Origin of the sequence: Streptomyces aculeolatus (assembly GCF_020400605.1) — a bacterium.
GTDB classification, from domain to species: domain Bacteria; phylum Actinomycetota; class Actinomycetes; order Streptomycetales; family Streptomycetaceae; genus Streptomyces; species Streptomyces aculeolatus.
Map to the genome: position 1 here is coordinate 38,861 of NZ_JAINRD010000037.1, position 21,393 is coordinate 60,253.

Here is a 21,393-nt window from a genome sequence, read left to right on the forward strand (position 1 = left end):
TCACCGCTTCACGAACTTGCTGGGCGGCGGGCCGAGATAGCTGTGGCGTACGCCGCCGGTGTCGACCACCAGCTTCTGCACCACCACCGTCGGATCCACCATCCACAGCTTCAGCACGTGCACGCCCGGCCTGGACACCCGGTGCCCGGTCACCGTGACGGCGGCGTTGTCCGAGGTGTTGCGCTCCCACTGGCGGTTCATCAGGCCGTCGTCCGCGCCCGTGGCCCGGGTGACGTTCACCGTCTGCGGGGCGTCGTCGTCGAAGGCGACGGCGTAGCGCAGCCCGTCCGGCGTGAGGACGCTGTTGCGCGGCGACAGGTACACCGCCACGCGCAGGGTGCCGGTGGTGAACAGCGTCATCGTGTACTCCAGTCGCGGCCCCTGGCCGGCCGGCCGTGGCGCGGCCGTGACCGGGAACGGCGCCATGCCGCTGCCGGTCCGCCCGATGTCGGGGATGCGGCGCCAGGCGACGCCGGCGGCGGGGACGGCGCGGGTGTGGCGGTCGGCCTCCACCGAGACGCATCCGCCCGCCTCGACCGAGCCGGCGAGCGCGGAGTGGCGCACGGACGGGCGGTACACCCGGGCGTGCACCTCCACGGTCCGGCCGGCGCCGCGGACGACGACGGGGACGGTCGTGGCGCCGCGGGGGGCGCGGGCGAAGTCGACGCGCAGCCGGGCGCGGATCTGGCTGGTGACGCGGCCGCGCGGGCGGTCGACGCGCAGCCAGGACACGGCGGGCTCGATCTCGTAGCCGAAGGGGGTGCGGCCCCGGTTGAAGACCTCGATGTACGGGGCGGGGCCGCTGTCGTACGGGCTGACCACCGGCAGCACCGCGGGCCCCGCGGCCTCCGGCCACCACTGCTCGGAGCCCTCCACCGCGACGCCGAGCACCGCGCCGGCGGCGGGGTCGATCCGTTCGACCGCGGGGAAGACCTCGTCGGGCAGCGCCTCGTTGTCCTTCTCGGGCTGCTGCCAGGGCGCGTTGGGTCCGTAGCGCTCGACGTCGCCGTAGCCGATCTTCGGCTGCGTCTGGAAGCCCTGCCACTTCCCGCCGGAGAGGGTGTGGTTGTAGTAGTCGGCGAGCGCCTGGTCCTCGGCGAACAGGGCGTCGGTCTCGGCGGCGAGCTGGTTGGCGGCGGCGCGGCCCTGCGCGGCGTAGAGGAGGTTGGTGAACTCGGCGCGGCGCAGGGCGTAGACGACGGCGGTGCCGCGCACGGCGTAGCGGACGAGCTGGAAGTACGCCGCCCGGTCGGCCCGGTCGAGGCGGGCCTCGATGCGGTCCGCGGTACGCGCCAGCTCCTGCCACTCGTCGGTGACCCGGTCCAGCTCGCCGTAGTTGACGCGGCTGAAGGGGGTGGCTTCGTCGTCGTAGACGACCGCGGCGGAGTCGTCGGCCGGGTCCTTGGCAGGGTCGAGGGTGATGCGGCGGTTGAGCAGCTCGGGCTTGCGCCGGGCCTGGAGGCGGCCGTACTCGTGCAGCACCTCGGCGATCTCGGCCGCGTGCCGGGGGCCGAAGTTCTCGGCGGCGTAGCGCCGTTCCCACTCGGGGAGGTCGCCGGCCTGCCAGCGGTCCGGATCCCAGGCGTAGTCCAGGAAGAACTGGGTCGGCAGCTCGTTGGACTTCAGGTCGCCGACGTTGGCGACCCACAGCTGCCGGATGCCGTACGCGTACGTCTGGTGCAGCTGCTCCCAGGTGCTCGCCAAGTTGGCGGTGTCGACCCACTTGTAATTGCGGCCGCCGCCGACGTAGTCGAAGTGGTAGTAGAGCCCGTAGCCGCCGGTGCGCGGCGGCAGCGAGGCGTCCGGTACGCGCCGCAGGTTGCCCCAGTTGTCGTCGGTGAAGACGACGGTGACATCGTCGGGCGCCTGCATGCCGCTGTCCCAGTAGTGCTGGACCTCCTTGTACATGGTCCACACCTGCGGCACGGCCGCCGCGTCGCCCAGTTCCTCGGCGAGGATGCCGCGCTCGGTGGCGATGATGCGCTCCATCAGCTCGATGCCGTCGCCGTCGGGCAGCGAGGTGTCGCCGTTGCCGCGCATCCCGAGGGTCACCACGCCCTCGAAGCCCTCGGTGGCCAGCCTGCGGATGCCGTCGCGCCAGTAGGCGCGGATGGCGTCCTCGTTGCGTACGAAGCTCCACTCCCCCGTGCCGCCGTACGGGTCGTGGCCCTCGGTGACGATGTTCCCGTCCGGATCCCGCACGGCGGGCACGGCGTGCCGGTTCCACTCCTCGATGCCGCGCATCATGGGCGCCTCGTGCGAGGTGCCCATGACGATGCCGTACTCGGTGGCGGTGGCGTGGTTGGCGGGGTCGTCCTCGGCGAAGGCGCGGCCCCAGACGGCCGGCCAGAGGTAGTTGGCCTTGAGCCGCAGCACGGCCTCGAAGACCTTGGCGAAGAAGGCGCTGTTGAAGCCGCCGGGGTGGCCCTCGGCGTGGCCGGGGCCGAAGAACCCGGGGGCCCAGCGGCCGAGGGCGGGGTTCTCGTCGTTGATGAAGATGCCCCGGTACTTCACCGCGGGGGTGCCCTGCGAGAACCGGCCGGGGAGCACGTAGAGCGCGTCGTGGCGGCGGGGCGGGACGTCGGCCCAGAAGTGCCAGGGCGAGACGCCGATGCCGCGGGAGACGTCGTAGATACCGAAGATGGTGCCGCGCTGGTCGCTGCCGGCGATGACGAAGGCGCTGTCGAGGCCGGGCAGCGGGTCGGCCACGACCTGCTGCAGGGATGTCTCCCACCGGCCCTCGACGCCGGTCGCGTCGAGCTTGCCGGCGGCGATCAGGCCGTCGATCAGCGGGCTGCGGCCGATGGTGCCGACGAGGACCGCGGTGCGCCCCGCGGGCGCGCGGCCGCGGGTGAGCGCGGGGCGTACGCCTGTGACCCGCTCCAGGTCCGCGCGCAGGTCGCCCAGCGCGCGCAGCACGCCGGGATGGTCGCCGCCGTCGGCCACCAGCGGCGCGGCCCGGCCGCCGGCGACGAGCGGGAAGCGGCCGGGACCCGGGTCGTGGGCGATGTACGCGCCGGGGTCGGTGGGGCGCGGAGCCCTCGGCGGCGGCGCGGCGGCGGCCGCGGCCGGCAGGGCGATGAGGCCGCCTGCGGTGCCGGAGAGCGCGCCCAGGCCCAGTCCCGCGCCGAGTACGAGGCGCCGGCTGACGCCGTCACCTGGCGGGGAGTCGGACGCGGGAGACGGGTCGTGCCGGGGGTCGCTGCTGTCCATGCCGGGCCTCTCTTCACCGAGCAAGCGGCAATGTTTCGTAAAGCATCGCGAATATTTCTGCGCAACCTAGGGTGAGGCCATGGGAAGGTCAAGACATCGCGCAGCGGCGGGCGGCGGGGCTACCATCCCGGCATGAGTGGTGCTGGAGTCCAGTTCGACGGGGAGGCCCCCGTGGCCGACGAGGAGCCGCAGGCCACCGCCACGCTGGCGGCGATCGCGGAGGCCGCCGGGGTGTCGGCGTCGACAGTTTCGAAGGTCCTCAACGGCCGCTCCGACGTCTCCCCCGGCACCCGCGCCCGGGTCCAGGACCTGCTGCGCGAGCACGGCTACCGGCGCCGCGGCGGCGGCGCGCGCCAGGCCCCGCTGCTCGACCTGGTCTTCCACGAGCTGGAGAGCGCGTGGGCGATGGAGGTCATCCGGGGCGTGGAGAACGTGGCCAGGGTGGAGCGGCTGGGCGTGGTGCTCTCCGAGAGCGCCGGACGGCTGACACCGGGGCAGACGTGGGTGGAGGACGTGCTCGCCCGCCGTCCGGCGGGCGTCATCCTGGTGCTGTCGGACCTCTCCGCCGACCAGCGGGCGCAGTTCACCGGGCGCGGCATCCCGTTCGTGGTGCTGGACCCGGCGGGCGACCTCGCCGAGGACGTGCCGTCCATCGGGGCCACCAACTGGCAGGGCGGGCTGGCCGCCACGCGCCACCTCGTGGGCCTGGGCCACCGCCGGATCGGCGTCGTGGGCGGACCGCCGGCGATGATGTGCAGCCGGGCCCGCATCGACGGCTACCGCGCGGCGCTGGGCGTCGCGGGACTGCCGGTGGACCCCGAGCTGATCCGGGAGGGCGACTTCCACCACGAGGCGGGCTACGCCGCCGGACGCGAGCTGCTCGCCCTGCCCGACCGCCCCACCGCGGTCTTCACCGGCAACGACCTCCAGGCGCTCGGCCTGTACGAGGCCGCCCGCGAACTGGGCCTGCGCATCCCCGACGACCTCAGCGTCGTCGGCTTCGACGACCTGCCGGTGGCCCGCTGGATCGGCCCGCCGCTGACGACCGTGCGGCAGCCGCTGACGGAGATGGCCGAAGCGGCGGCCCGGCTGGTGCTGGACCTCGGCCGCGGCCGCGAGCCGGTGACGCGCCGCGTGGAGCTGGCGACGAGCCTGATCACCCGGAACAGCACGGCACCGCCGCCCGAGCGCTGACGTACGCCGCCCCCAGGGCGCCGAAACTTTCGAACCCGCCAACGTCGCCTGTCCGTCACCGCCGGACGGCGGACTTCCGGCACTCCGGACCGCGCGCGGCACCCGGATCGTGCAGTGCGGTCGGCACCGGCCCCCGCCGGGCGGCGGGCGCCGGCCTGCGGCGGCCCGGGCTCACCGCGAGCGTGTAGCCGACGAGCACCCCGACCGACAGGACCGCCAGCCGCCCAGCGGCCGGCGGGCTGTCCGGCGGCGGGTCGTAGCCCCCGTCCTCCAGGCCCGCCGCCTGCTCGAAGTGGTTGTACGCACCGGGGAAGAACACCTCGTCCGCCGCGTACAGCGCGGGGAACGCGGCGGGACCGGCCAGCAGCGACCCCAGCGCCCACTGGTCGGAGTGGCGCGCCTCGTGCTCCGACAGCTTCCGCATCCGGGGCGACTGCGTCTCCGCCCGCTGGTCGGTGAGGAAGACGGTGCCGTACATCGTGCCCGCGCGGGCGAACCCGTCATCGAGGACGACCGCAGTCGTGCCGTTCGCCGCGCAGTGGTACATGTCGCCGCCCTCCCCCGCCGCGTACAGCAACGCGGCACCGGAGACGGGCGCGTTGAGGACCGTACGCGCCGTCTGCCACACCCCGCCGCCCTCCCCCGCCCCGGCGCACGGCCGCATCTGGGCGCCGGGGCCGAGGACGGCGAAGGCGAGGGCGAGCACCGCCTGCACCACGGTGCACCACACCACGATCAGCACCCGGCGCCGCGACGGCCGCGCGCCGCGCAGCGTGCCGACGACCGCGAGGGCCAGCCCCGTGAGCCCGCCGCAGATCAGGCAGGCCGCCCACCAGACGGCTCTGCGCTCGACCCGTCCCGCCGGGGCGGCGCGTGGGGCCGGGGCCGCCGGGGAGGTCGGTCGCTCCAGAGTCGCCGTGCCGCCCGCCATCCGTCACCCCTGTCATCGCGCCGACGCACTGGGCTCTGCGCACCGACGCGGACCGGGCCACAGTCGAACCCCGCCGTCGCCCGGCGGGGTTCGGCAACCTGAGTCGTTGCATGCAGTCGCAGACAAGTTCTCAGATTACGGTACCGTAACGAATTGACGTCGAACTGGCCTCGAATTCCGGCCGCTTACGACGGGAAGGGTGTGAATGGCTGGAGACGGGATCCGGCAGGTGATCCCGTACGGAACCGGAAGGGTGCAGATGGGAGACCGGGACGAGAAGGAGCCCGCGCCGCCGGCCGAGCCCGCCGCCACCGGCCCGGCCGGGCCCGAAGGCGGTGAGTCGGTGTGCTGGCTGGAACGCGTCTGCCCGGAGTGCGGGCGGCTCGCCGACACCGCACCCCCGGTCCGCTGCACCCGCTGCGGCACCCTGCTCACCGGCTGACGGGTGCGCGGACCTGCGCCGCTATCTCCAGGAGCCTCCGGTCAGCACCACACCCACCGCGGCCAGCCCCAGGACGACCCAGCCGAACCAGAGCCATCCGTTGCTGCCTACTGCCGCCGTGTACGCCGTGATGACCACGAGACCGGCCACGGTGCTCACGACCATGGCCTTCGCAGAACCGGGCTTCTCCATGCCGCCTCCACCAGCCGCCGCCGACGGCCGTCCCCGCGCGACCGCACGCAACCTTCCCTCCATCGTCCCCCGCCGGGGGCCGACGCGGTAGTCGAAGGAGCGCCGGGTGTCCGCGCGGCTACTGTTCGCGGGCCTGGAGCGAGGCCAGATAGGCGTTGTACGCCGCCAGCTCCTGGTCTCCGTCACGATCGGCGGTACGGTCGCTGCGCTTCGCGCGGCGCTGCTCGGAGTTGTACCACTGGTAGACCAGCGCGATGAGGACGAGCACCGAGGGGATCTCGCTGAACGCCCAGGCGATGCCGCCCGCGGCCTGCTGGTCGTCCAGGGCGTCGATGCCGAGGGAGGCGGGCGGGTTGCTGTAGACGTCCACCATGGGCTCGCTGCCCATCATCAGCGCGATGCCGAAGAAGGCGTGGAACGGCATGCCCGCGAACAGCGTCAGCATGCGCATCACGTACGTGGGCCGGTTCGGCCCCGGGTCGACGCCCATGATGGGCCAGAAGAAGACCAGGCCCACGGCCAGGAAGTGGATCATCATCCCGACGTGCCCGGCCCTGCTCCCCATGAGCGTGTCGAAGAGCGGGGTGAAGTACAGCGCGTACAGGCTCGCGATGAAGAGCGGGATCGTGAAGACGGGGTGCGTGATCACCTTCAGGTATCCGCTGTGCAGCACCGTGACCACCGCGGAGCGGGACCGGCCCGCCGGCAGGGCGCGCAGCAGCAGCGTCACGGGCGCGCCGAGGAGCAGCAGGATCGGCGACAGCATGCTGATGACCATGTGCTGCACCATGTGCACGCTGAACATGACCATGCCGTAGTCGTTCAGGCCCGTGCACATGACGAGCACGATGGTCAGCACACCGGCGGTGAACGCGACGGTCCGCCCCAGGGGCCAGTCGTCCCCGCGGCGGCGGAGCCGGAAGACCCCGTAGCCGTAGAGCGCGAGGGCCGCGAGGCTGCCGATGAGGAAGACCGGCTCGCCGGTCCACTCCAGCCCGCGTCCGAGGGTGAACGGCGGAAGGTCCAGGTGGCCGCCGTGCCCGCCGTGGTCCATGTCGGTGGTGCTCCTTGTGCCGGTGATGCCCTCACTCAGGCTAGACCCGGCACGTCCGGCCGCTCCGCCGGGGTACCCCGGCGGGGCTGGCCGGGGTTCGCGGCGGCGTCAGCGGGAGGCGCTGGCGGCGGCGATGCGCTCGTTGCGCAGGGCCTCGTACCAGCGGTCGTCGACCGGCGGCAGGCCCTGGGACTCCAGCGCCAGCCGGATCAGCAGGTCGGCGATCTGCGGGTTGCGGGCGAGCACGGGGCCGTGCATGTACGTGCCGAAGACGTTGCCGTTCCAGGCGCCCTCGGTGCCGTCGCCGGTGCCGTTGCCGTGGCCGAAGCGGACCCGGGCGAGCGGCTTGGCGGTCGGGCCGAGGTGGGTGACGCCCTGGTGGTTCTCGAAGCCGGTGAGCTGGGGCAGACCGAGCTGCGGGTCGATGTCGGCGAGCACGTCGCCGACGCAGCGGCCGGCCTGGCCGCGGCCGCTGGTGACGTCGAGCAGGCCGAGGCCCGGCTCCTGCCGGTCGAGGTCGTTGATGAACTCGTGGCCGAGGATCTGGTAGCCGGCGCAGACGGAGAAGATGATCGCGCCGTTGCCCGCGGCCCGGCTCAGCCCGCCGTCGCGGCGCAGCCGCTCGGCGGCGAGCCGCTGCGGGCGGTCCTCGCCGCCGCCGATGAGGTAGATGTCGGCGGAGGCGGGCACGGGCTGGTCGGAGCGGACGTCGACGCGCGTGACGTCGTAGCCGCGCTGCCGGGCACGGCGCTCGACGACGAGGGCGTTGCCCTGGTCGCCGTACGTCGACAGCAGGTCGGGGTAGACCCAGACGAGGCGCAGGCTGTTGTCGTTCATGCGGTCGCTCCTTGGCGTCTCGTACGGGTCAGTTGCCGACACGGCGGCGCAGGTCCTGGAACGCGGTGTAGTTGGCGATGACCTCGATCCGGCCGGGCGGCGCGGCGGCGACGGCCTCGTCGACGTGCTCGCAGACGCGGAAGCTCTGGTTCGCCACCTCCAGCCGGACGGCGAGGTCGAGCTTGCGGTCGCCGATGACGTACAGCGGGTGGCCGGTGAGGCGGGTGTAGTCGACGTCCCACAGCCAGGAGGTGTCGGTGCCGTCGGCGCCGCGGGCGTTGACGGAGAGGACCACGGGGGTGGGCGGAGGGTCGATCAGGGAGAAGGTCTCCAGCCAGCCGGCCGGGTTCTTGGCCAGCAGCAGCCGCAGGTCACGACCGCCGAACTGGACGGTGTCGTACCGCCCGGCGACGGCGGTGACCTCCCACATGCGCTCCAGCGCCGTCTGCGGATGGACGCCGAAGGCGGCGGCCACGGCCGCGGCGGTGGTGGCGTTCGCCCGGTTGGCCCGGCCGGGGAGCTGCAGGCGGATCGGCCAGGCGGCGCCGTGCGGGTCGAGGACGTGCTCGCCGGACAGGGCCCAGCTCGGTACGGGGCGGCGGAAGCCGCACTCGGCGCAGAGCCAGTCCTCGCCGGGGCGCTGCAGGACGCCGCCGCACGAGGGGCAGGACCAGGCGTCGTCCTTCCACTCCTGGCCGACCGCAACCCAGACGACGTTCGGGCTGGAGGAGGCGGCCCAGACGACGAGGGGGTCGTCGGCGTTGGCGACGACGAGCGCCTTGTTGCCGGCGAGGCCCTCGCGCCAGCGCTCGGCGAGCATGCGGGTCTCGGCGGCGCGGTCGAGCTGGTCGCGGGAGAGGTTGAGCAGCGCGATGGCCTTGGGGGTGACGTCGCGGGCGACGCCGGAGAGGTACTTCTCGTCGACCTCGATGACGCCGTAGCGTGCGTCGGAGCCGCCGGCGAGCGCCGAGGTGATGCCGGCGGGCATGTTGGCGCCGAGCGCGTTGGAGACGACGGGACCGGAGGCGCGCAGGGCCTCCGCGATCAGCCGGGTGGTGGTCGTCTTGCCGTTGGTGGCGGAGACCAGGACGACGTCGAGGTGGCCGGCGAGCCGGCCCAGCAGGTCGGGGTCGAGCCTGAGTGCGACCTTCCCGCCGATCACGGAGCCGCTGCCCTTGCCCGCGGCGCGGGACACCGCTGCTGCCGCCCTGCCCGCCGTGACGGCCAGCTTGGACCGTGGCGACAGCGGTTCCGTGTTGCCTGCCATCGTCGTAGCTCCTCCTCGCGTGCCCGGGCCCGTGCGCGGTGCGCCGTCGTCCGCGGGCTCCGGTGTCCTTCGTCCGCTGCCCGGCCTGCGGCGCGGCGCGTAGCGGCCAGCCTATCGAGATCCGCGCCCGGCCCCGAATCCCGGCACGTCGCGGCGCTCGGGAGCCGGGACCGTAGCGGCCCTAGAGGCCCGGTCCGCCGGCCTTGTCCGCGGCGGCGGCGAGCCGGCCCCAGAGCAGGTCGGCCAGGCTCTGCACCAATTCGGCGCGGCTGCAGGGCCGTTCGTGCAGCCACCAGTCGCCCGCGGCGTGCATCATCCCGACGATGCCGTGGCCCCAGGCGCGGGCGATCACCGCGCCGCCCGGGCCGAAGTCGATGCGGTCGGCGATGACCTGCGCCAGTTCCTCGCCCAGGCGGCGGAGCAGCGGGGCGGAGTGCCGGCCGACCTCGAAGTCGCGCTCGGTGGCCTCGCCGGACGCGGGCGGCTCCGGGACGTCGGCGGCGCCGCCGTCGGCGGGGTGCATGAGGAACCGGTAGACCTGCGGGCGGGCCTCGATGGCGGAGAGGTAGGTGTCGAGGGTGGCCTCGACGCGCTCGCGGCGGCCGGTGGGGGCGTCGAGCGCGGCGCGCAGGGCGGCGAGGAGGGCGTCGGTGTGGCGTACGGCGAGCGCGCGGTAGAGGCCGCCCTTGTCGCCGAAGTGGCGGTAGAGGATCGGCTTGGTGATGCCGGCCTCGGCGGCTATCGCGTTCATCGAGGCGCCCGGCCCGTCGCGCAGGACGACCCGGTCCGCGGCTTCGAGCAGTTCGCGGCGCCGGTCCTCGGTCGCCTGCTCCCTCTCGCCGCGCCGGTTGTCCATGGAAACCGCTCCCCTGCCTGGTCGATTGCCCGAATGCCTGCGCAACCTAGCACCCCCGTCGCGGGGTCCCCGCGGGCGTACGGGAGTTGACAGCGTCTACTCGCGGGTAACAGACTTACGTTACCGACGGTAACGATTTGCGAGGGCTGCGGAGGCGCAATGTCCGAGTTCACATTCGAGCTCAACGAGGACCAGAAGTCCGTCCAGGAGTGGGTGCACGGCTTCGCCGCCGACGTCATCCGCCCCGCCGCCGCCGAGTGGGACGAGCGCGAGGAGACCCCCTGGCCGGTGATCCAGGAGGCGGCCAAGATCGGCCTCTACTCCCTGGACTTCTACGCCCAGCAGTACTTCGACCCCACCGGGCTGAGCATCCCCATGGTCATGGAGGAGCTGTTCTGGGGCGACGCCGGCATCGCGCTGTCGATCGTCGGTACAGGGCTGGCGGCCGTCGGCGTGCTGGCCAACGGCACCGAGGAGCAGATCGGCACCTGGATCCCGCAGATGTACGGCGACGTCGACAACGTCCAACTGGCCGCCTTCTGCTCCTCCGAGCCGGACGCGGGCTCCGACGTCTCCGCGATGCGCACCCGCGCCGTCTACGACGAGGCCAAGGACGAGTGGGTGCTCAACGGCACCAAGACCTGGGCGACCAACGGCGGCATCGCCGCCGTGCACGTCGTCGTCGCCGTCGTCGACCCGGAGCTGGGCACCAAGGGGCACGCCTCGTTCATCGTCCCGCCCGGCACGCCCGGCCTGTCGCAGGGCCAGAAGTTCAAGAAGCACGGCATCCGCGCCTCGCACACCGCCGAGGTGGTGCTGGAGGACGTGCGCGTACCGGGATCGTGCCTGCTGGGCGGCCGGGAGAAGCTCCAGGAGCGCCTCGCCCGGGCCCGCGAGCGGGCCGAGTCGGGCGGCGCGCGGGTCAAGAACGCCGCGATGGCGACCTTCGAGGCGTCCCGCCCGGCGGTCGGCGCGCAGGCGGTGGGCATCGCGCGCGCGGCGTACGAAACGGCGCTGGAGTACGCCAAGACCCGCGTCCAGTTCGGCCGCCCGATCATCGACAACCAGGGCGTCGCCTTCCAGCTCGCCGACATGCGCACCCAGATCGACGCCGCCCGGCTGCTGGTCTGGCGGGCCTCCTGGATGGCCAGCGCCGGCAAGGGGTTCACCTCGGCGGAGGGCTCGATGTCGAAGCTGTACGCGGGCGAGGTGGCCAAGGACGTCACCGCGCGGGCGATGCAGATCCTCGGCGGCAACGGCTTCACCCGCGAGTACCCGGTGGAGCGGATGCACCGCGACGCCGCCATCTACACGATCTTCGAGGGGACGAGCGAGATCCAGCGGCTGGTGATCGCCCGGACCCTGGCGGGTGTCCCCATCCGCTGACTTCGCCCGGCCCCCTCCCCCCGGCGGGCGGCGCGCGGCTACTCTGCGAGGCGCACGACGACGACCGGGGGGAAAGGCGAGGCCGCGGTGTTCTACCACCTGCTGAAGTACTTGTTCTTCGGGCCGCTGCTGCGGCCGCTGTTCCGGCCGCGTATCGAGGGCCTGGAGCACATTCCGGAGGAGGGGGCGGCGATCGTCGCGGGCAACCACCTGTCGTTCGCCGACCACTTCCTCATGCCCGTGATGCTGAAGCGGCGCATCACCTTCCTCGCCAAGGCCGAGTACTTCAACGGCCCCGGCCTCAAGGGGCGGCTGACGGCCGGCTTCTTCCACAGCATCGGCCAGATCCCCGTCGACCGCCGGGGCCGCAAGGCGGCGCAGGCGGCTATCGAGGAGGGCCTCGGCGTGCTGGCCAAGGGCGAGTTGCTGGGCATCTACCCGGAGGGCACGCGGTCGCACGACGGCCGGCTGTACAAGGGCCGGGTCGGGGTCGCGGCGATGGCACTGAAGGCGGGCGTGCCCGTCATCCCGTGCGCGATGCTCGGCACCCGCGAGGTCCAGCCGCCCGGGCAGAAGATCCCCAGCCTCGGCCGGGTCACGATCCGCTTCGGCGAGCCGCTGGAGTTCTCCCGGTACGAGGGGATGGAGGACCACAAGGCCGTGCTGCGTGCCGTCACCGACGAGATCATGTACGCGATCCTCACCATGTCGGGCCAGGAGTACGTCGACCGCTACGCGCAGGAGGTCAAGGCCGAGCAGGAGGCCGCGAAGAAGAACCCGCCGGCCGCGGCCTGAGCCGCGCCGCCCGCCGCCCGGAAACCCGGTGGTGGCGGCCCGCCCCCGGTGCGTACGGTCCTGCCATGACGAGCACGGCACGGCACGCCGCCGCGGTGGCCCGCGGCACGGCACGGACCGGCCTGGGCGGTGCCCGGTGAGCGCGCGGCTGCGCCAGGTGGCGCGGGACAACGAGCGGATCATCGCCGACGGCGGGTACGCCGCCGGAGGCGGGTGGGTGCCCCTCGGTGAGGCGGCCGCACGGGCCGCGGACGGCACGCGGATGTACGGGCCTGGGCCGGTCGCCGGCGCCCACAGCACCCCCGCGCCCGCGCCGGGGGGCACGCCGGCCGAGGTCACCGCGGAGACCTCCCTCGCCGCCGCCCGGCGGCTCGCCGCCGACGGGGCCGCGCGCGTCGGCGTGCTCAACTTCTCCTCCGCACGCAACCCCGGCGGCGGCTACGTCAACGGCGCCCGGGCGCAGGAGGAGGAGCTGTGCCGGGCCTCCGCGCTCTACCCCACTCTGCTGCGCGCCCCGGAGTTCTACGCCGCCCACCGCGCAGACCGCAGCCCCTTCTACACCCACCGCGTCATCCACTCCCCCGCCGTCCCGGTGTTCCGCGACGACGCGGGCGCGCTCCTCGCCGAGCCGTACGCCGTCGACTTCCTCACCTCCGCCGCCCCCAACGCGGGCGTCATCGCCCAGCGCACGCCGGCCGACACGGACCGGATCCCCGCCGCGCTCACGGAGCGCGCGCGACGGGTGCTGGAGGTGGCGGCGCTCGCAGAGGTGACGGCGCTGGTGCTGGGTGCCTGGGGCTGCGGGGTGTTCCGCAACGACCCGGCGCAGGTGGCGGCGGTGTTCCGTACGCACCTGGAGCCCGGCGGGCGCTTCGCCGGGCGGTTCCCCCGGCTGGTGTTCGCCGTGTGGGACCGGCAGCGGGTATCGGCGAACCGGGCGGCGTTCGAGGCGGCGTTCGCCACCGGCTGACCGGCGCAGCAGTGCCGCCCGGAGCCGTGGTGCGTGGACGCCGGGGCGCTGCCGGGGTTCACCGCCCCGCCGTGGAGTTCACGACGGGCGGTCGCCGTCACCGTCCGGGGCGGCGTGCACCAGCCCCGTGCGGTACGCGATGACGACGAGCTGCGCCCGGTCGCGGGCCTCCAGCTTCGTCATCGCGCGCTGCACGTGGGCCCGGACGGTGAACGGGCTGAGGAACATCCGCTCGGCGATCTCCTGGTTGGACAGGCCGGTGGCGACCAGCGCCACCATCTCGCGTTCGCGCGGGGTGAGCACGGCGAGCCGTTCGGGGTGGTGGCGCGGGGCGTCGTCCGGGGTGGCGAGGAACCGGGCGACCAGCGAGCGGGTCGCGGCGGGCGACAGCAGGGTGTCGCCCGCCGCGATCGTACGGACCGCCTCGACCAGTTCCCCGGCCCCGATGCCCTTGCCGATGAAGCCGCCGGCCCCGGCGCGCAGCGCCTGCGCGACGTACTCGTCGGTCTCGTACGTGGTGAGGATCAGAATGCGGCTGCCCCGCAGCTCCGGGTCGGCGGCGATCTCCGCCGTGGCGGCGAGGCCGTCGACCTCGGGCATGCGGATGTCCATGACCACGACGTCCGGGCGCAGTTCGCGGGTGAGGCGCACCGCCTCCCTGCCGTCCTCGGCCTCGCCGACCACGGTGATGTCGTCGGCGGTGTCGAGGAGCATCCGGAACGCACTACGCAGCAGTGCCTGGTCGTCGGCGAGCAGCACCCGTAGCGTCACTGCTCCTCCCCCGTCCCTTCCGTCTTCGCCGTCTCCTCGCCCTCCGCACCGCCGCCGTCGCCCGCGCCGTGCGCCCTGTCCCTGGCGGCCGGGAGGGGCAGTTCGGTGGAGACGAGGAAGCCGCCCTCGGGGCGGCTGCCCGCGGTCAGGCGGCCGCCGACCGCGGTGGCGCGTTCGCGCATCCCGATCAGACCGTAGCCGGGCGCGCGCTCCGACCCGGTGCCCGCCGGTCGAGTACGGGCGCCGCCGCCGTCGTCCGCGACGGTGAGGGTGAGGGTGTCGCGGTTCCAGACGAGGCGCACCCGCGCGCTGCCGGTGCCGGCGTGCTTGGTCACGTTGGTCAGGGCCTCCTGGACGATGCGGTACGCGGTGAGGTCCACCCCCGGCGGCAGTTGCCTCGCCGTGCCCTCCTCCTCCAGCGAGACCCTGAGGCCCGCGCGGCCGAAGGACTCCAGCAGCGTGGGCAGCCGGGACAGCCCGGGCGCCGGCTCCGCGGGCTCGGCCGTGTCCCCGGACTGGCGCAGCAGCCCGACCGTGGCGCGCAGGTCGTCGAGCGCGTCGCTGGTCGTCCTGACCAGCTCCGTGAGGCTCTTGCGGGTCTGTTCGGGGCGGGAGTCGAAGAGGTGGGCGGCGACCGTGGCCTGCGCGTTGGCCAGGGTGATCTGGTGGGCGACCAGGTCGTGCAACTCGCGGGCGATGCGCAGCCGTTCCTCGCCCACCCGGCGGCGCGCCTCGCTCTCCCGGCTCTTCTCCGCCCGCATGGCCCGCTCCTCGACGGCCGCCAGATAGGCCCGCCGGTTGTGCGCCGAGTACCCGAGCACTCCGGCCACCAGCGGGAACGCGGCCACCGACCCCATCCGGCTCGCGTCCTGCCACGACATGTCCTCGAACCAGGGGGTGGCGGCGAGCAGCAGCGCCGCGGCGGCGAGCGACACCACGGCCGCCGCCCGCCGCTCGCTGCGGGCGTGCAGCGCGTACGCATAGGCGGCGATCACGGCGGGCGCCATGATGGGCGGGCTCAGCAGCAGCCCCAGCGGGGGCACCAGCACGCCGGCCGCGGTGGTGGCCGCCAGGGCGGCCAGGGGCGCCCTGTGCCGTACGGGCAGCACGGCACAGGACACCGCGGCGATCAGGTAGGCGGCGGGGGGCGGCGGTGCCAGCGTGTCGTCGACCTGCACCACGCCGCCGAGCAGGCAGAGCGTGAACGCGGTCGCCGTGACCGCCGCCTCCCGCCACCGCGTACGGCGCGGCCGCCGGCCGCCGTCGCCCGGGTTCGCCATGGCCGGGTCAGTACCGGCCGGCCGGGAGCCGCGACACCGTCGTGCCGGGCCCGCCCGCGGGCGCCCGCCCGGTCAGCGCCTCGCCCTCGATGTCCACGTTCGGCAGCACACGGTTCAGGATACGAGGCAGCCACCAGGCCCGGCGGCCGAGCAGTGCCAGCACCGCGGGCACGATCGCCATCCGGACCACGAAGGCGTCGAAAGCGACGGCGGCGGCCAGGCCCACGCCCATCGTCTGGATGGTCGGGCTGCTCATCCCGATGAACCCGGCGAACACGCTGATCATGATGATCGCCGCGGCGGCCACCACCCGGCCGCTGTGCCGGAACCCCTGGACGATCGCCTCGCCGGGGGACGCGCCGTGGGCGTAGGCCTCCCGCATCCGGGTGAGGAGGAAGACCTCGTAGTCCATGGCGAGGCCGAACACGATGCCGATGATGAGGATCGGCATCAGCGACATCACGGGCCCGGTCTGCTCGATGCCCAGCAGGTCGGCTCCCCAGCCCCACTGGAAGACGGCGACGAGGACGCCGAAGGCGGCGCCGACCGACAGCAGGAAGCCGAGGGCGGCCTTGAGCGGCACCAGGACCGAGCGGAACACCACCGTCAGCAGCAGCACCGCCAGGCCGATGACCACGGTCAGATACGGCAGCAGGGCGTCCGACATGGCTTCGGAGATGTCGATGTTCATCGCGGTGGTGCCGGTGACCAGGACACCGGCGCCCGTGTCGGCCTCGACGCCGGCGGCCTCGTCCCGGATCGAGTTGACGAGGTCCTTGGTCTCGCCGCTGTTCGGCGCGGTCTCCGGGACCGCCGTGAAGACGGCCGTCCCACCGGCCTCGTCGAGCACGGGGTCGCCGACCGACGCCACGCCGTCCAGGTCCCGTACGGTCGCGGCGACCGATGCGGTGGCGGCCTCGGCGTCGGCGGACTCCGTGGTGTCCACCACCACGGTCAACGGGCCGTTGAAGCCCGGGCCGAAGCCCTCCGACAGCAGGTCGTAGGCCCGCCGCTGGGTGGTCTCGACCGACTTGGACTCGTCTCCCGGCAGCCCGAGTTCGAGGCCCAGCGCCGGTACGGCCACGGCGCCGAGGCCGAGTCCGGCGGCCAGCAGCACGGCCACGGGGCGCCGCAGGACGAACCGCGCCCAGCGGACGCCGAGACCGGGGCGGCCGGAGGCGCCGGGCACCGCGTGCGGGCGCTCCCCGGCCCGCCGGGCGGCCTTGCGGGCGGCCCGGGACAGCACCCGCCGGCCGGCGAAGCCGAGCATCGCGGGGACCAGGGTGAGCGCGACGAGCACGGCCAGGGCCACGGCGCCCGCGCCGCCCATGCCCATCTTGGTCAGCTCGGGGATCCCGACGACGCCCAGACCCACCAGGGCGATGAAGACGGTCGCGCCGGCGAAGACCACGGCGGACCCGGCCGTGCCGACGGCCCGGCCCGCGGCCTCCTCCGGCTCGCTGCCGCGGGCGAGTTCGTCGCGGAACCGGGAGGTGATGAAGAGCGCGTAGTCGATGCCGACCGCGAGCCCGAGCATCAGCGCCAGGATGGCGACGGTCGACGTCAGGCCGAGCGGTACGGCCAGCGCGGAGACCAGGCCGAAGGCAATGGCGACGCCCGCGAAGGCGGTCAGCAGGGACAGCCCGGCGGCGACGAGCGAGCCGAGGGCGAGGACCAATACCACGGCGGCCACGGCCACGCCGACGATCTCCGTCGTCCCGCCCGGCTCCTCCTCCGCGTCCAGGGCGGAGCCGCCGATCTCCACGGTCAGCCCCGCGTCCCTGGCCTGGTCCGCGGCGCCCTCCAGGGCGCTCTTCGTCGGCCCGGTCAGGTCCACGGCGTCGGCGGTGTAGGTGATCGTGGAGTACGCGATGGTGCCGTCGTCGCTGACGTCGCCGCCCTCGTACGGGTCGGAGGCCGACGCGACCTGGTCGCCGCCGGCCAGCGAGTCGAGCGCGTCCGCGACGGCCGCCCTGTGCTCCCGCGCCGTCACCCGCTGCCCGTCCGGGGCCTGGAACACCAGGCGGGCCTCGGCCCCCTGGGCGTTGTTCTCGGGGAAGCGCTCGTCGAGCAGGTCGAACGCCTCCTGCGACTCGGTGCCGGGCATGGAGAGGTCCTCTTCCTCCCCGGCCGGCGCCACCGCGGCGGCGACCCCGGCCAGCACCAGGGCGGCCAGCCACGTACCGCCGACGAGCCGGCGCCGCCGGAAGGCCCACCGCCCGATCCGGTAGAGCAAAGTCGCCACTTCTCGATCACTCCAGACACCGCTAGGAAGGGAAGAGCGCGGGCATCCCGCGCTCTTTCCACACTCCCGGGCGGCGCCCGGCGGGACATCGTCCGCCGTGACCGTCTTCGTCTGGTGCACCCGGACCAGGCGGCGTGTCCTTCTGGTGCCTGCGCACCACGCACCGCCGGGCCCCGGGCCGTCCCGGGCCGGCTACCCCGCTCCGCCCGCCCCCTCCTCGAAGTCCTCCACGAAGAAGCTGTCGTGCCGGACGCGGAACTCCTTCAGCTCCTCGCCGCCGCGCTGCGACATCTCCGCCACCCGCTCGAAGTACTCCTCGCGCGGCGCGCCCGGGGCGAAGAGCATGAGCACGCGGACGGGGTCGTCGGTGGCGTTCCTGAAGGCGTGCAGCCCGCCGACGGGCACGTACAGGAAGTCCCCGCTGCCTCCCGTCACCCAGCGGTCGCCGTCGTACAGCTCCAGCTCGCCGGAGATCACGTAGAAGGACTCCGACATCGCCTTGTGGAAGTGCGTCTTGGCGCCGGGCGAGCGCGGGCCCAGCTGCACGTCGTACAGCCCGAACTCACCGCCCGTCGACTCCCCCGTGGCGAGGTAGCGGGTGAAGCCGCCGGGCGAGGTGAGGTCCGGCGGGCCGTCCGCCGGCCGGAACGTCGCGTTCACCTCGCCCCTGTCACCGTGGTAGCGGGGCTCGGGGTAGACGAGGTCTTCCGGGTACGACATGGGTGTGCTCCTTCTTGCAGGTCCACCCGCATCCTGTCCCGGACGCCGCCCGCGCGGCATCGGGCAACCGGATGATCCCCGGCCGCCCTAGGTCCGGGGTCCACGGACCTAGACCGCCGGTCAGTCCAGGTCGGACATGTCGAGCACGAACCGGTGGCGGACGTCGTTGCGTTCCAGGCGTTCGAGCGCGGTGTTCACCTGGGACGACGGCAGCAGTTCGATGTCCGCGGCGATGCCGTGTTCGGCGCAGAAGCGCAGCATGGCGGCGGTGGACGGGCGGCCGCCGCTCCCGGCGGAGCTGAGCTTCTTGCGGCCGATGAGCAGGTCCATGGCGTCCACGGTGACGGGGCCGAGGTGGCCGAGGCGGCTGAGGGTGCCGTCCATCGCGGTCATCCGCAGGTACGGGGCCGGATCGTGCGGCGCGGAGATGGTGTCGACGACCACGTCGAACCGGTCGCGGACCGCTTCCATCTGCGCGGAGTCGGTGGACACGACGAATCCCCGCGCGCCCAGGCCGCGCGCTTCGCCGGCCTTCTCCGGGGTCCGGCTGACGACGGAGGTCGTGGCGCCGAGCGCGGTCGCCATCTTGACCGCGAGGTGCCCCAGGCCGCCCAGTCCGGCCACGGCGACGGTGCTGCCCGGACCCACCCCGAGCGCCCGCAACGGCTCCCAGACGGTGACCCCGGCGCAGAGCAGGGGCGCAGCGGCGGCCGCGTCGAGGCCCGCGGGGAGGTGGTACGCGAACCGGTGGCTCACGACGTACTCCCGGGAGTACCCGCCCAGCGTGGTCGTCCCGTCCTGCCGGTCGGCCCCGCCGTAGGTGAGCGTCGGGAACTCACGGCAGAAGTTCTCCTGGCCGGCCCGGCACATGCGGCAACTGCGGCACGAGTCGACGATGTTGCCGACGGCCACCGGGGCTCCCGGGGAGAAGCCGGAGACCTCGCTGCCGACCTCGGTGACCACGCCGGTGAACTCGTGCCCGGGGACGAGCACGCCGTCAGCGTCGCTCTCGTGCGCCTGCAGCGCGTGGAGGTCCGTGTGGCAGACGCCGCAGTACTCGACGCGTACCGCGAGGTCGTCCGGGCGCAGGTCCCGGCGCTCCAGCGCCGCGCGGCGCAGGGTCCGCGTCGCGCTGTCCGCGCGCCATCCGACCGTAGGGCGCATCACCATCTCCTCAGACAGACTGTTCGGTCTGTTTGACGGTAGGCGCACGGGCGCGGCGATGCAAACAGACGAGTCGGTCTGTAAGGTTCGGGGCATGCCCGAGCAGCCGTCCAGCAGCCGCGGAGCCGCGACGTACCAGCGCATCGTCGACGCCGCCACCGAGGAGTTCGCCCGGCACGGCATCGCCGGCGCCCGCATCGAGCGGATCGTCGCCGCCGCCCGCACCAACAAGGCGCAGCTCTACGGCTACTTCGGCAACAAGGACGCGCTCTTCGACGCGATCTTCTTCGCCTCGCTGGAGCGGATCACCAACGTCGTCCCCATCGACGCCGCGGACCTCGCCGACTGGGCGGTGCGCCTCTACGACGAGTACCTCACCCGCCCGGATCTGATCCGGCTCGCGACCTGGGCGCGCCTGGAACGGCGCCCGACCGGGAACCTCGTGGCGGACCACGACCGCTACGACGACCACAAGCTCCGCGCCATCGCGGAGGCCCAGGCCGCCGGGCGCATCAGGCAGGGGGACCCCTTCGACCTGATGGCCGTGGTCATCGCCATGTCCATGGCCTGGTCGCCGGTGAGCAACGTCTACGCCGCCTCCGCCGAGGAGCCCGCGGACGTCCACGACCAGCGGCGCGCCCTGCTCCGCGACTGCGTACAACGCGCCGTGGCCCCGGACCCGGGGGTCTGAGCAGCAGCCCCAGCCGGTTCCTCAGGGCTCCGTCAGGCCGGACCCTCGCCGCTCGCACGCGTGTCGGGGGCGCGGTGTTCGGCGGCGATGCCGAAGCGCCGTTCGCCCGTGGCGGATCCGGCGGGGCGGGCGGAGTGGACGCCGGAGACGGTGGTGATCACCTGCTCCTCGGCCGGCGGATTCTCCAACTGGTCGAGTTTCTCCAGGTCGGCGGCGGAGACGAGGGCCACGAGGGGCCGGCCGTGGCGCGTGACCACGACCCGCTCGCCGCCGTAGACGACGCGGTTGATCAGGTCGGCCAGTTCTGCGCGCGCTTGCGTCACCGGAATTTCGTACGCCATGCTCCCAGCATAACCGGATGTACGTCCTGTACATTTTGCACTGAGGACCACCAAGCCGAGAGAGGGAGAGGTGCCGACGGCCATGGACAGCCCCAGGGCGCGCTACGTGCTGCCGGAATTCACCGAGCGGACGAGCAACGGGGTGCGCACGCAGGATCCGTACTCGAAGCTGCTGGAGGAGCGGATCGTCTTCCTCGGCACGCAGATCGACGACACGTCGGCGAACGACGTGATGGCCCAGCTCATGCACCTGGAGCACGCCGCGCCCGACCAGGACATCTCGCTGTACATCAACTCGCCCGGCGGCTCGTTCACGGCGATGACCGCGATCTACGACACGATGCAGTTCGTCACCAGCGACATCGAGACCGTCTGTCTCGGCCAGGCCGCCTCCGCCGCCGCCGTGCTGCTGGCCGCGGGCACCCCCGGCAAGCGGTTCGTGCTCCCCGGGGCGCGGGTGCTCATCCACCAGCCGTCGTTCGCCGAGCCGCTGCGGGGGCAGGCGAGCGACCTGGAGATCCACGCGCGGGAGCTGCTGCGGCACCGCGCGCTGCTGGAGGAGCTGCTCGCCAAGCACTCGGGGACGCCCGTCGAGCAGGTCCGCGAGGACATCGAGCGCGACAAGATCCTCGACGCCGGGGAGGCCATCGCATACGGGCTGGCCGACCGGATGACCGAGAGCCGCAAGGGTACGGGCACGCCGCGCTACGGGAGGTGACGGACCGTGCTGCCACCCGAACTGCCGCCGCTGCCCGCGCTGACGCGCGCGGAGGCGGAGGTGATCGACCGCTATCTCGCCGCCGTCGACCAGTTGGGCCGCATCAACCCGGCGCGCGGCGCTGACACGTACGCGGGACTGCGTGCCGCGCAGGCGCTCGTGCGCACCGCGGTCGGGCTGCGCGACGCGCTGGCGCTGATGCACGAGCGGCGCGAGACCCGGATCCACGCGGCGACGATGGCGCGGGCCCTGCGGGTGCTCGACGGCGAGCGCCGCACCCGGCTGGTGGCGGTGCCACCGGGCCCGCGGGAGCCCGACGGGGCGCC

At 73.7% G+C, this 21,393-nt stretch carries 21 protein-coding genes; 8 read left to right on the forward strand and 13 right to left on the reverse strand.

Annotated elements, in window-relative coordinates; translation table 11 throughout:
- On the reverse strand, positions 1 to 3,213 hold the full coding sequence (locus tag LG396_RS36810; RefSeq protein ID WP_225798037.1) for a glycosyl hydrolase 115 family protein: 3,213 nt from the start codon (positions 3,211 to 3,213) through the stop codon (positions 1 to 3).
- 132 nt (positions 3,214 to 3,345) lie between these two features.
- On the opposite strand from LG396_RS36810, the gene LG396_RS36815 reads away from it, so the two are divergent.
- A complete protein-coding gene (locus LG396_RS36815) occupies positions 3,346 to 4,407 on the forward strand; it encodes a LacI family DNA-binding transcriptional regulator (RefSeq protein WP_165440272.1) in 1,062 nt (353 codons plus the stop codon).
- Positions 4,408 to 4,462: 55 nt separating this feature from the next.
- Here LG396_RS36815 and LG396_RS36820 read toward each other — a convergent pair whose 3' ends face one another.
- Complete coding sequence (locus tag LG396_RS36820; protein WP_100303231.1) at positions 4,463 to 5,338, reverse strand: hypothetical protein; 876 nt, start codon at positions 5,336 to 5,338, stop codon at positions 4,463 to 4,465.
- Positions 5,339 to 5,597: 259 nt separating this feature from the next.
- Here LG396_RS36820 and LG396_RS36825 point away from each other — a divergent pair, with 259 nt between their 5' ends.
- Positions 5,598 to 5,780 (forward strand): hypothetical protein, encoded by a 183-nt coding sequence (locus LG396_RS36825; RefSeq protein ID WP_225798048.1) that lies wholly within the window; start codon positions 5,598 to 5,600, stop codon positions 5,778 to 5,780.
- Positions 5,781 to 5,801: 21 nt separating this feature from the next.
- On the opposite strand, the gene LG396_RS36830 is transcribed toward LG396_RS36825, so the two are convergent.
- From LG396_RS36830 to LG396_RS36850, 5 genes are all read right to left on the reverse strand, one after another.
- Entirely contained in the window at positions 5,802 to 5,972 is a 171-nt protein-coding gene (locus LG396_RS36830; protein ID WP_018837756.1) for a hypothetical protein, read from the reverse strand.
- Between the two features lie 118 nt (positions 5,973 to 6,090).
- Positions 6,091 to 7,026: a cytochrome c oxidase assembly protein gene (locus LG396_RS36835; protein WP_225798038.1), complete on the reverse strand. Its 936-nt coding sequence runs from the start codon at positions 7,024 to 7,026 to the stop codon at positions 6,091 to 6,093.
- Positions 7,027 to 7,134: 108 nt separating this feature from the next.
- A complete protein-coding gene (locus tag LG396_RS36840; protein ID WP_018837758.1) occupies positions 7,135 to 7,863 on the reverse strand; it encodes a type 1 glutamine amidotransferase in 729 nt (242 codons plus the stop codon).
- A 28-nt stretch (positions 7,864 to 7,891) separates the two neighbouring features.
- Positions 7,892 to 9,130: a MurT ligase domain-containing protein gene (locus LG396_RS36845; RefSeq protein ID WP_018837759.1), complete on the reverse strand. Its 1,239-nt coding sequence runs from the start codon at positions 9,128 to 9,130 to the stop codon at positions 7,892 to 7,894.
- Positions 9,131 to 9,311: 181 nt separating this feature from the next.
- On the reverse strand, positions 9,312 to 9,986 hold the full coding sequence (locus tag LG396_RS36850; protein ID WP_037741276.1) for a TetR/AcrR family transcriptional regulator: 675 nt from the start codon (positions 9,984 to 9,986) through the stop codon (positions 9,312 to 9,314).
- A gap of 159 nt (positions 9,987 to 10,145) precedes the next feature.
- Between LG396_RS36850 and LG396_RS36855 the strand changes: the two genes are divergently transcribed.
- From LG396_RS36855 to LG396_RS36865, 3 genes are all read left to right on the forward strand, one after another.
- Positions 10,146 to 11,372 (forward strand): acyl-CoA dehydrogenase family protein, encoded by a 1,227-nt coding sequence (locus LG396_RS36855; RefSeq protein WP_018837761.1) that lies wholly within the window; start codon positions 10,146 to 10,148, stop codon positions 11,370 to 11,372.
- 87 nt (positions 11,373 to 11,459) lie between these two features.
- The gene (locus LG396_RS36860) at positions 11,460 to 12,167 is read left to right on the forward strand and encodes a lysophospholipid acyltransferase family protein (RefSeq protein WP_018837762.1); all 708 of its coding nucleotides are present in this window, start codon (positions 11,460 to 11,462) and stop codon (positions 12,165 to 12,167) included.
- A 28-nt stretch (positions 12,168 to 12,195) separates the two neighbouring features.
- Entirely contained in the window at positions 12,196 to 13,137 is a 942-nt protein-coding gene (locus LG396_RS36865; RefSeq protein ID WP_225798039.1) for a TIGR02452 family protein, read from the forward strand.
- 78 nt (positions 13,138 to 13,215) lie between these two features.
- Here LG396_RS36865 and LG396_RS36870 read toward each other — a convergent pair whose 3' ends face one another.
- The 5 genes from LG396_RS36870 to LG396_RS36890 form a co-directional block, all read right to left on the reverse strand.
- Positions 13,216 to 13,908 (reverse strand): response regulator transcription factor, encoded by a 693-nt coding sequence (locus tag LG396_RS36870; RefSeq protein WP_037741282.1) that lies wholly within the window; start codon positions 13,906 to 13,908, stop codon positions 13,216 to 13,218.
- A complete protein-coding gene (locus tag LG396_RS36875; protein ID WP_225798040.1) occupies positions 13,905 to 15,188 on the reverse strand; it encodes a sensor histidine kinase in 1,284 nt (427 codons plus the stop codon). Before LG396_RS36875 ends, LG396_RS36870 begins: the two co-directional genes overlap by 4 nt.
- A 7-nt stretch (positions 15,189 to 15,195) precedes the next feature.
- On the reverse strand, positions 15,196 to 17,433 hold the full coding sequence (locus tag LG396_RS36880; RefSeq protein WP_225798041.1) for an MMPL family transporter: 2,238 nt from the start codon (positions 17,431 to 17,433) through the stop codon (positions 15,196 to 15,198).
- A gap of 192 nt (positions 17,434 to 17,625) precedes the next feature.
- Complete coding sequence (locus LG396_RS36885) at positions 17,626 to 18,153, reverse strand: cupin domain-containing protein (RefSeq protein ID WP_225798042.1); 528 nt, start codon at positions 18,151 to 18,153, stop codon at positions 17,626 to 17,628.
- 120 nt (positions 18,154 to 18,273) lie between these two features.
- Positions 18,274 to 19,317: an NAD(P)-dependent alcohol dehydrogenase gene (locus LG396_RS36890; RefSeq protein ID WP_225798043.1), complete on the reverse strand. Its 1,044-nt coding sequence runs from the start codon at positions 19,315 to 19,317 to the stop codon at positions 18,274 to 18,276.
- Between the two features lie 94 nt (positions 19,318 to 19,411).
- Here LG396_RS36890 and LG396_RS36895 point away from each other — a divergent pair, with 94 nt between their 5' ends.
- Complete coding sequence (locus tag LG396_RS36895; protein ID WP_225798044.1) at positions 19,412 to 20,008, forward strand: TetR/AcrR family transcriptional regulator; 597 nt, start codon at positions 19,412 to 19,414, stop codon at positions 20,006 to 20,008.
- A gap of 32 nt (positions 20,009 to 20,040) precedes the next feature.
- Here LG396_RS36895 and LG396_RS36900 read toward each other — a convergent pair whose 3' ends face one another.
- Positions 20,041 to 20,349 carry a type II toxin-antitoxin system Phd/YefM family antitoxin gene (locus tag LG396_RS36900; RefSeq protein ID WP_018853061.1) on the reverse strand — a complete coding sequence of 103 codons (309 nt, stop codon included), beginning with the start codon at positions 20,347 to 20,349 and terminating at the stop codon, positions 20,041 to 20,043.
- 82 nt (positions 20,350 to 20,431) lie between these two features.
- Between LG396_RS36900 and LG396_RS36905 the strand changes: the two genes are divergently transcribed.
- The gene (locus LG396_RS36905) at positions 20,432 to 21,067 is read left to right on the forward strand and encodes an ATP-dependent Clp protease proteolytic subunit (RefSeq protein ID WP_018837771.1); all 636 of its coding nucleotides are present in this window, start codon (positions 20,432 to 20,434) and stop codon (positions 21,065 to 21,067) included.
- Positions 21,068 to 21,073: 6 nt separating this feature from the next.
- Positions 21,074 to 21,393: hypothetical protein (locus LG396_RS36910; protein ID WP_225798045.1), on the forward strand; the 320-nt coding region annotated here is incomplete at its 3' end.

Coding starts and splice junctions, on each gene's coding strand:
- LG396_RS36810 (WP_225798037.1), bottom strand. CDS start 3,213: ATGGACAGCAGCGACCCCCGGCACGACCCGTCTCCCGCGTCCGACTCC.
- LG396_RS36850 (WP_037741276.1), bottom strand. CDS start 9,986: ATGGACAACCGGCGCGGCGAGAGGGAGCAGGCGACCGAGGACCGGCGC.
- LG396_RS36895 (WP_225798044.1), top strand. CDS start 19,412: ATGCCCGAGCAGCCGTCCAGCAGCCGCGGAGCCGCGACGTACCAGCGC.
- LG396_RS36900 (WP_018853061.1), bottom strand. CDS start 20,349: ATGGCGTACGAAATTCCGGTGACGCAAGCGCGCGCAGAACTGGCCGAC.
- LG396_RS36830 (WP_018837756.1), bottom strand. CDS start 5,972: ATGGAGAAGCCCGGTTCTGCGAAGGCCATGGTCGTGAGCACCGTGGCC.
- LG396_RS36835 (WP_225798038.1), bottom strand. CDS start 7,026: ATGGACCACGGCGGGCACGGCGGCCACCTGGACCTTCCGCCGTTCACC.
- LG396_RS36885 (WP_225798042.1), bottom strand. CDS start 18,153: ATGTCGTACCCGGAAGACCTCGTCTACCCCGAGCCCCGCTACCACGGT.
- LG396_RS36875 (WP_225798040.1), bottom strand. CDS start 15,188: ATGGCGAACCCGGGCGACGGCGGCCGGCGGCCGCGCCGTACGCGGTGG.
- LG396_RS36815 (WP_165440272.1), top strand. CDS start 3,346: ATGAGTGGTGCTGGAGTCCAGTTCGACGGGGAGGCCCCCGTGGCCGAC.
- LG396_RS36905 (WP_018837771.1), top strand. CDS start 20,432: ATGGACAGCCCCAGGGCGCGCTACGTGCTGCCGGAATTCACCGAGCGG.
- LG396_RS36890 (WP_225798043.1), bottom strand. CDS start 19,317: ATGCGCCCTACGGTCGGATGGCGCGCGGACAGCGCGACGCGGACCCTG.
- LG396_RS36825 (WP_225798048.1), top strand. CDS start 5,598: ATGGGAGACCGGGACGAGAAGGAGCCCGCGCCGCCGGCCGAGCCCGCC.
- LG396_RS36855 (WP_018837761.1), top strand. CDS start 10,146: ATGTCCGAGTTCACATTCGAGCTCAACGAGGACCAGAAGTCCGTCCAG.
- LG396_RS36820 (WP_100303231.1), bottom strand. CDS start 5,338: ATGGCGGGCGGCACGGCGACTCTGGAGCGACCGACCTCCCCGGCGGCC.
- LG396_RS36845 (WP_018837759.1), bottom strand. CDS start 9,130: ATGGCAGGCAACACGGAACCGCTGTCGCCACGGTCCAAGCTGGCCGTC.
- LG396_RS36840 (WP_018837758.1), bottom strand. CDS start 7,863: ATGAACGACAACAGCCTGCGCCTCGTCTGGGTCTACCCCGACCTGCTG.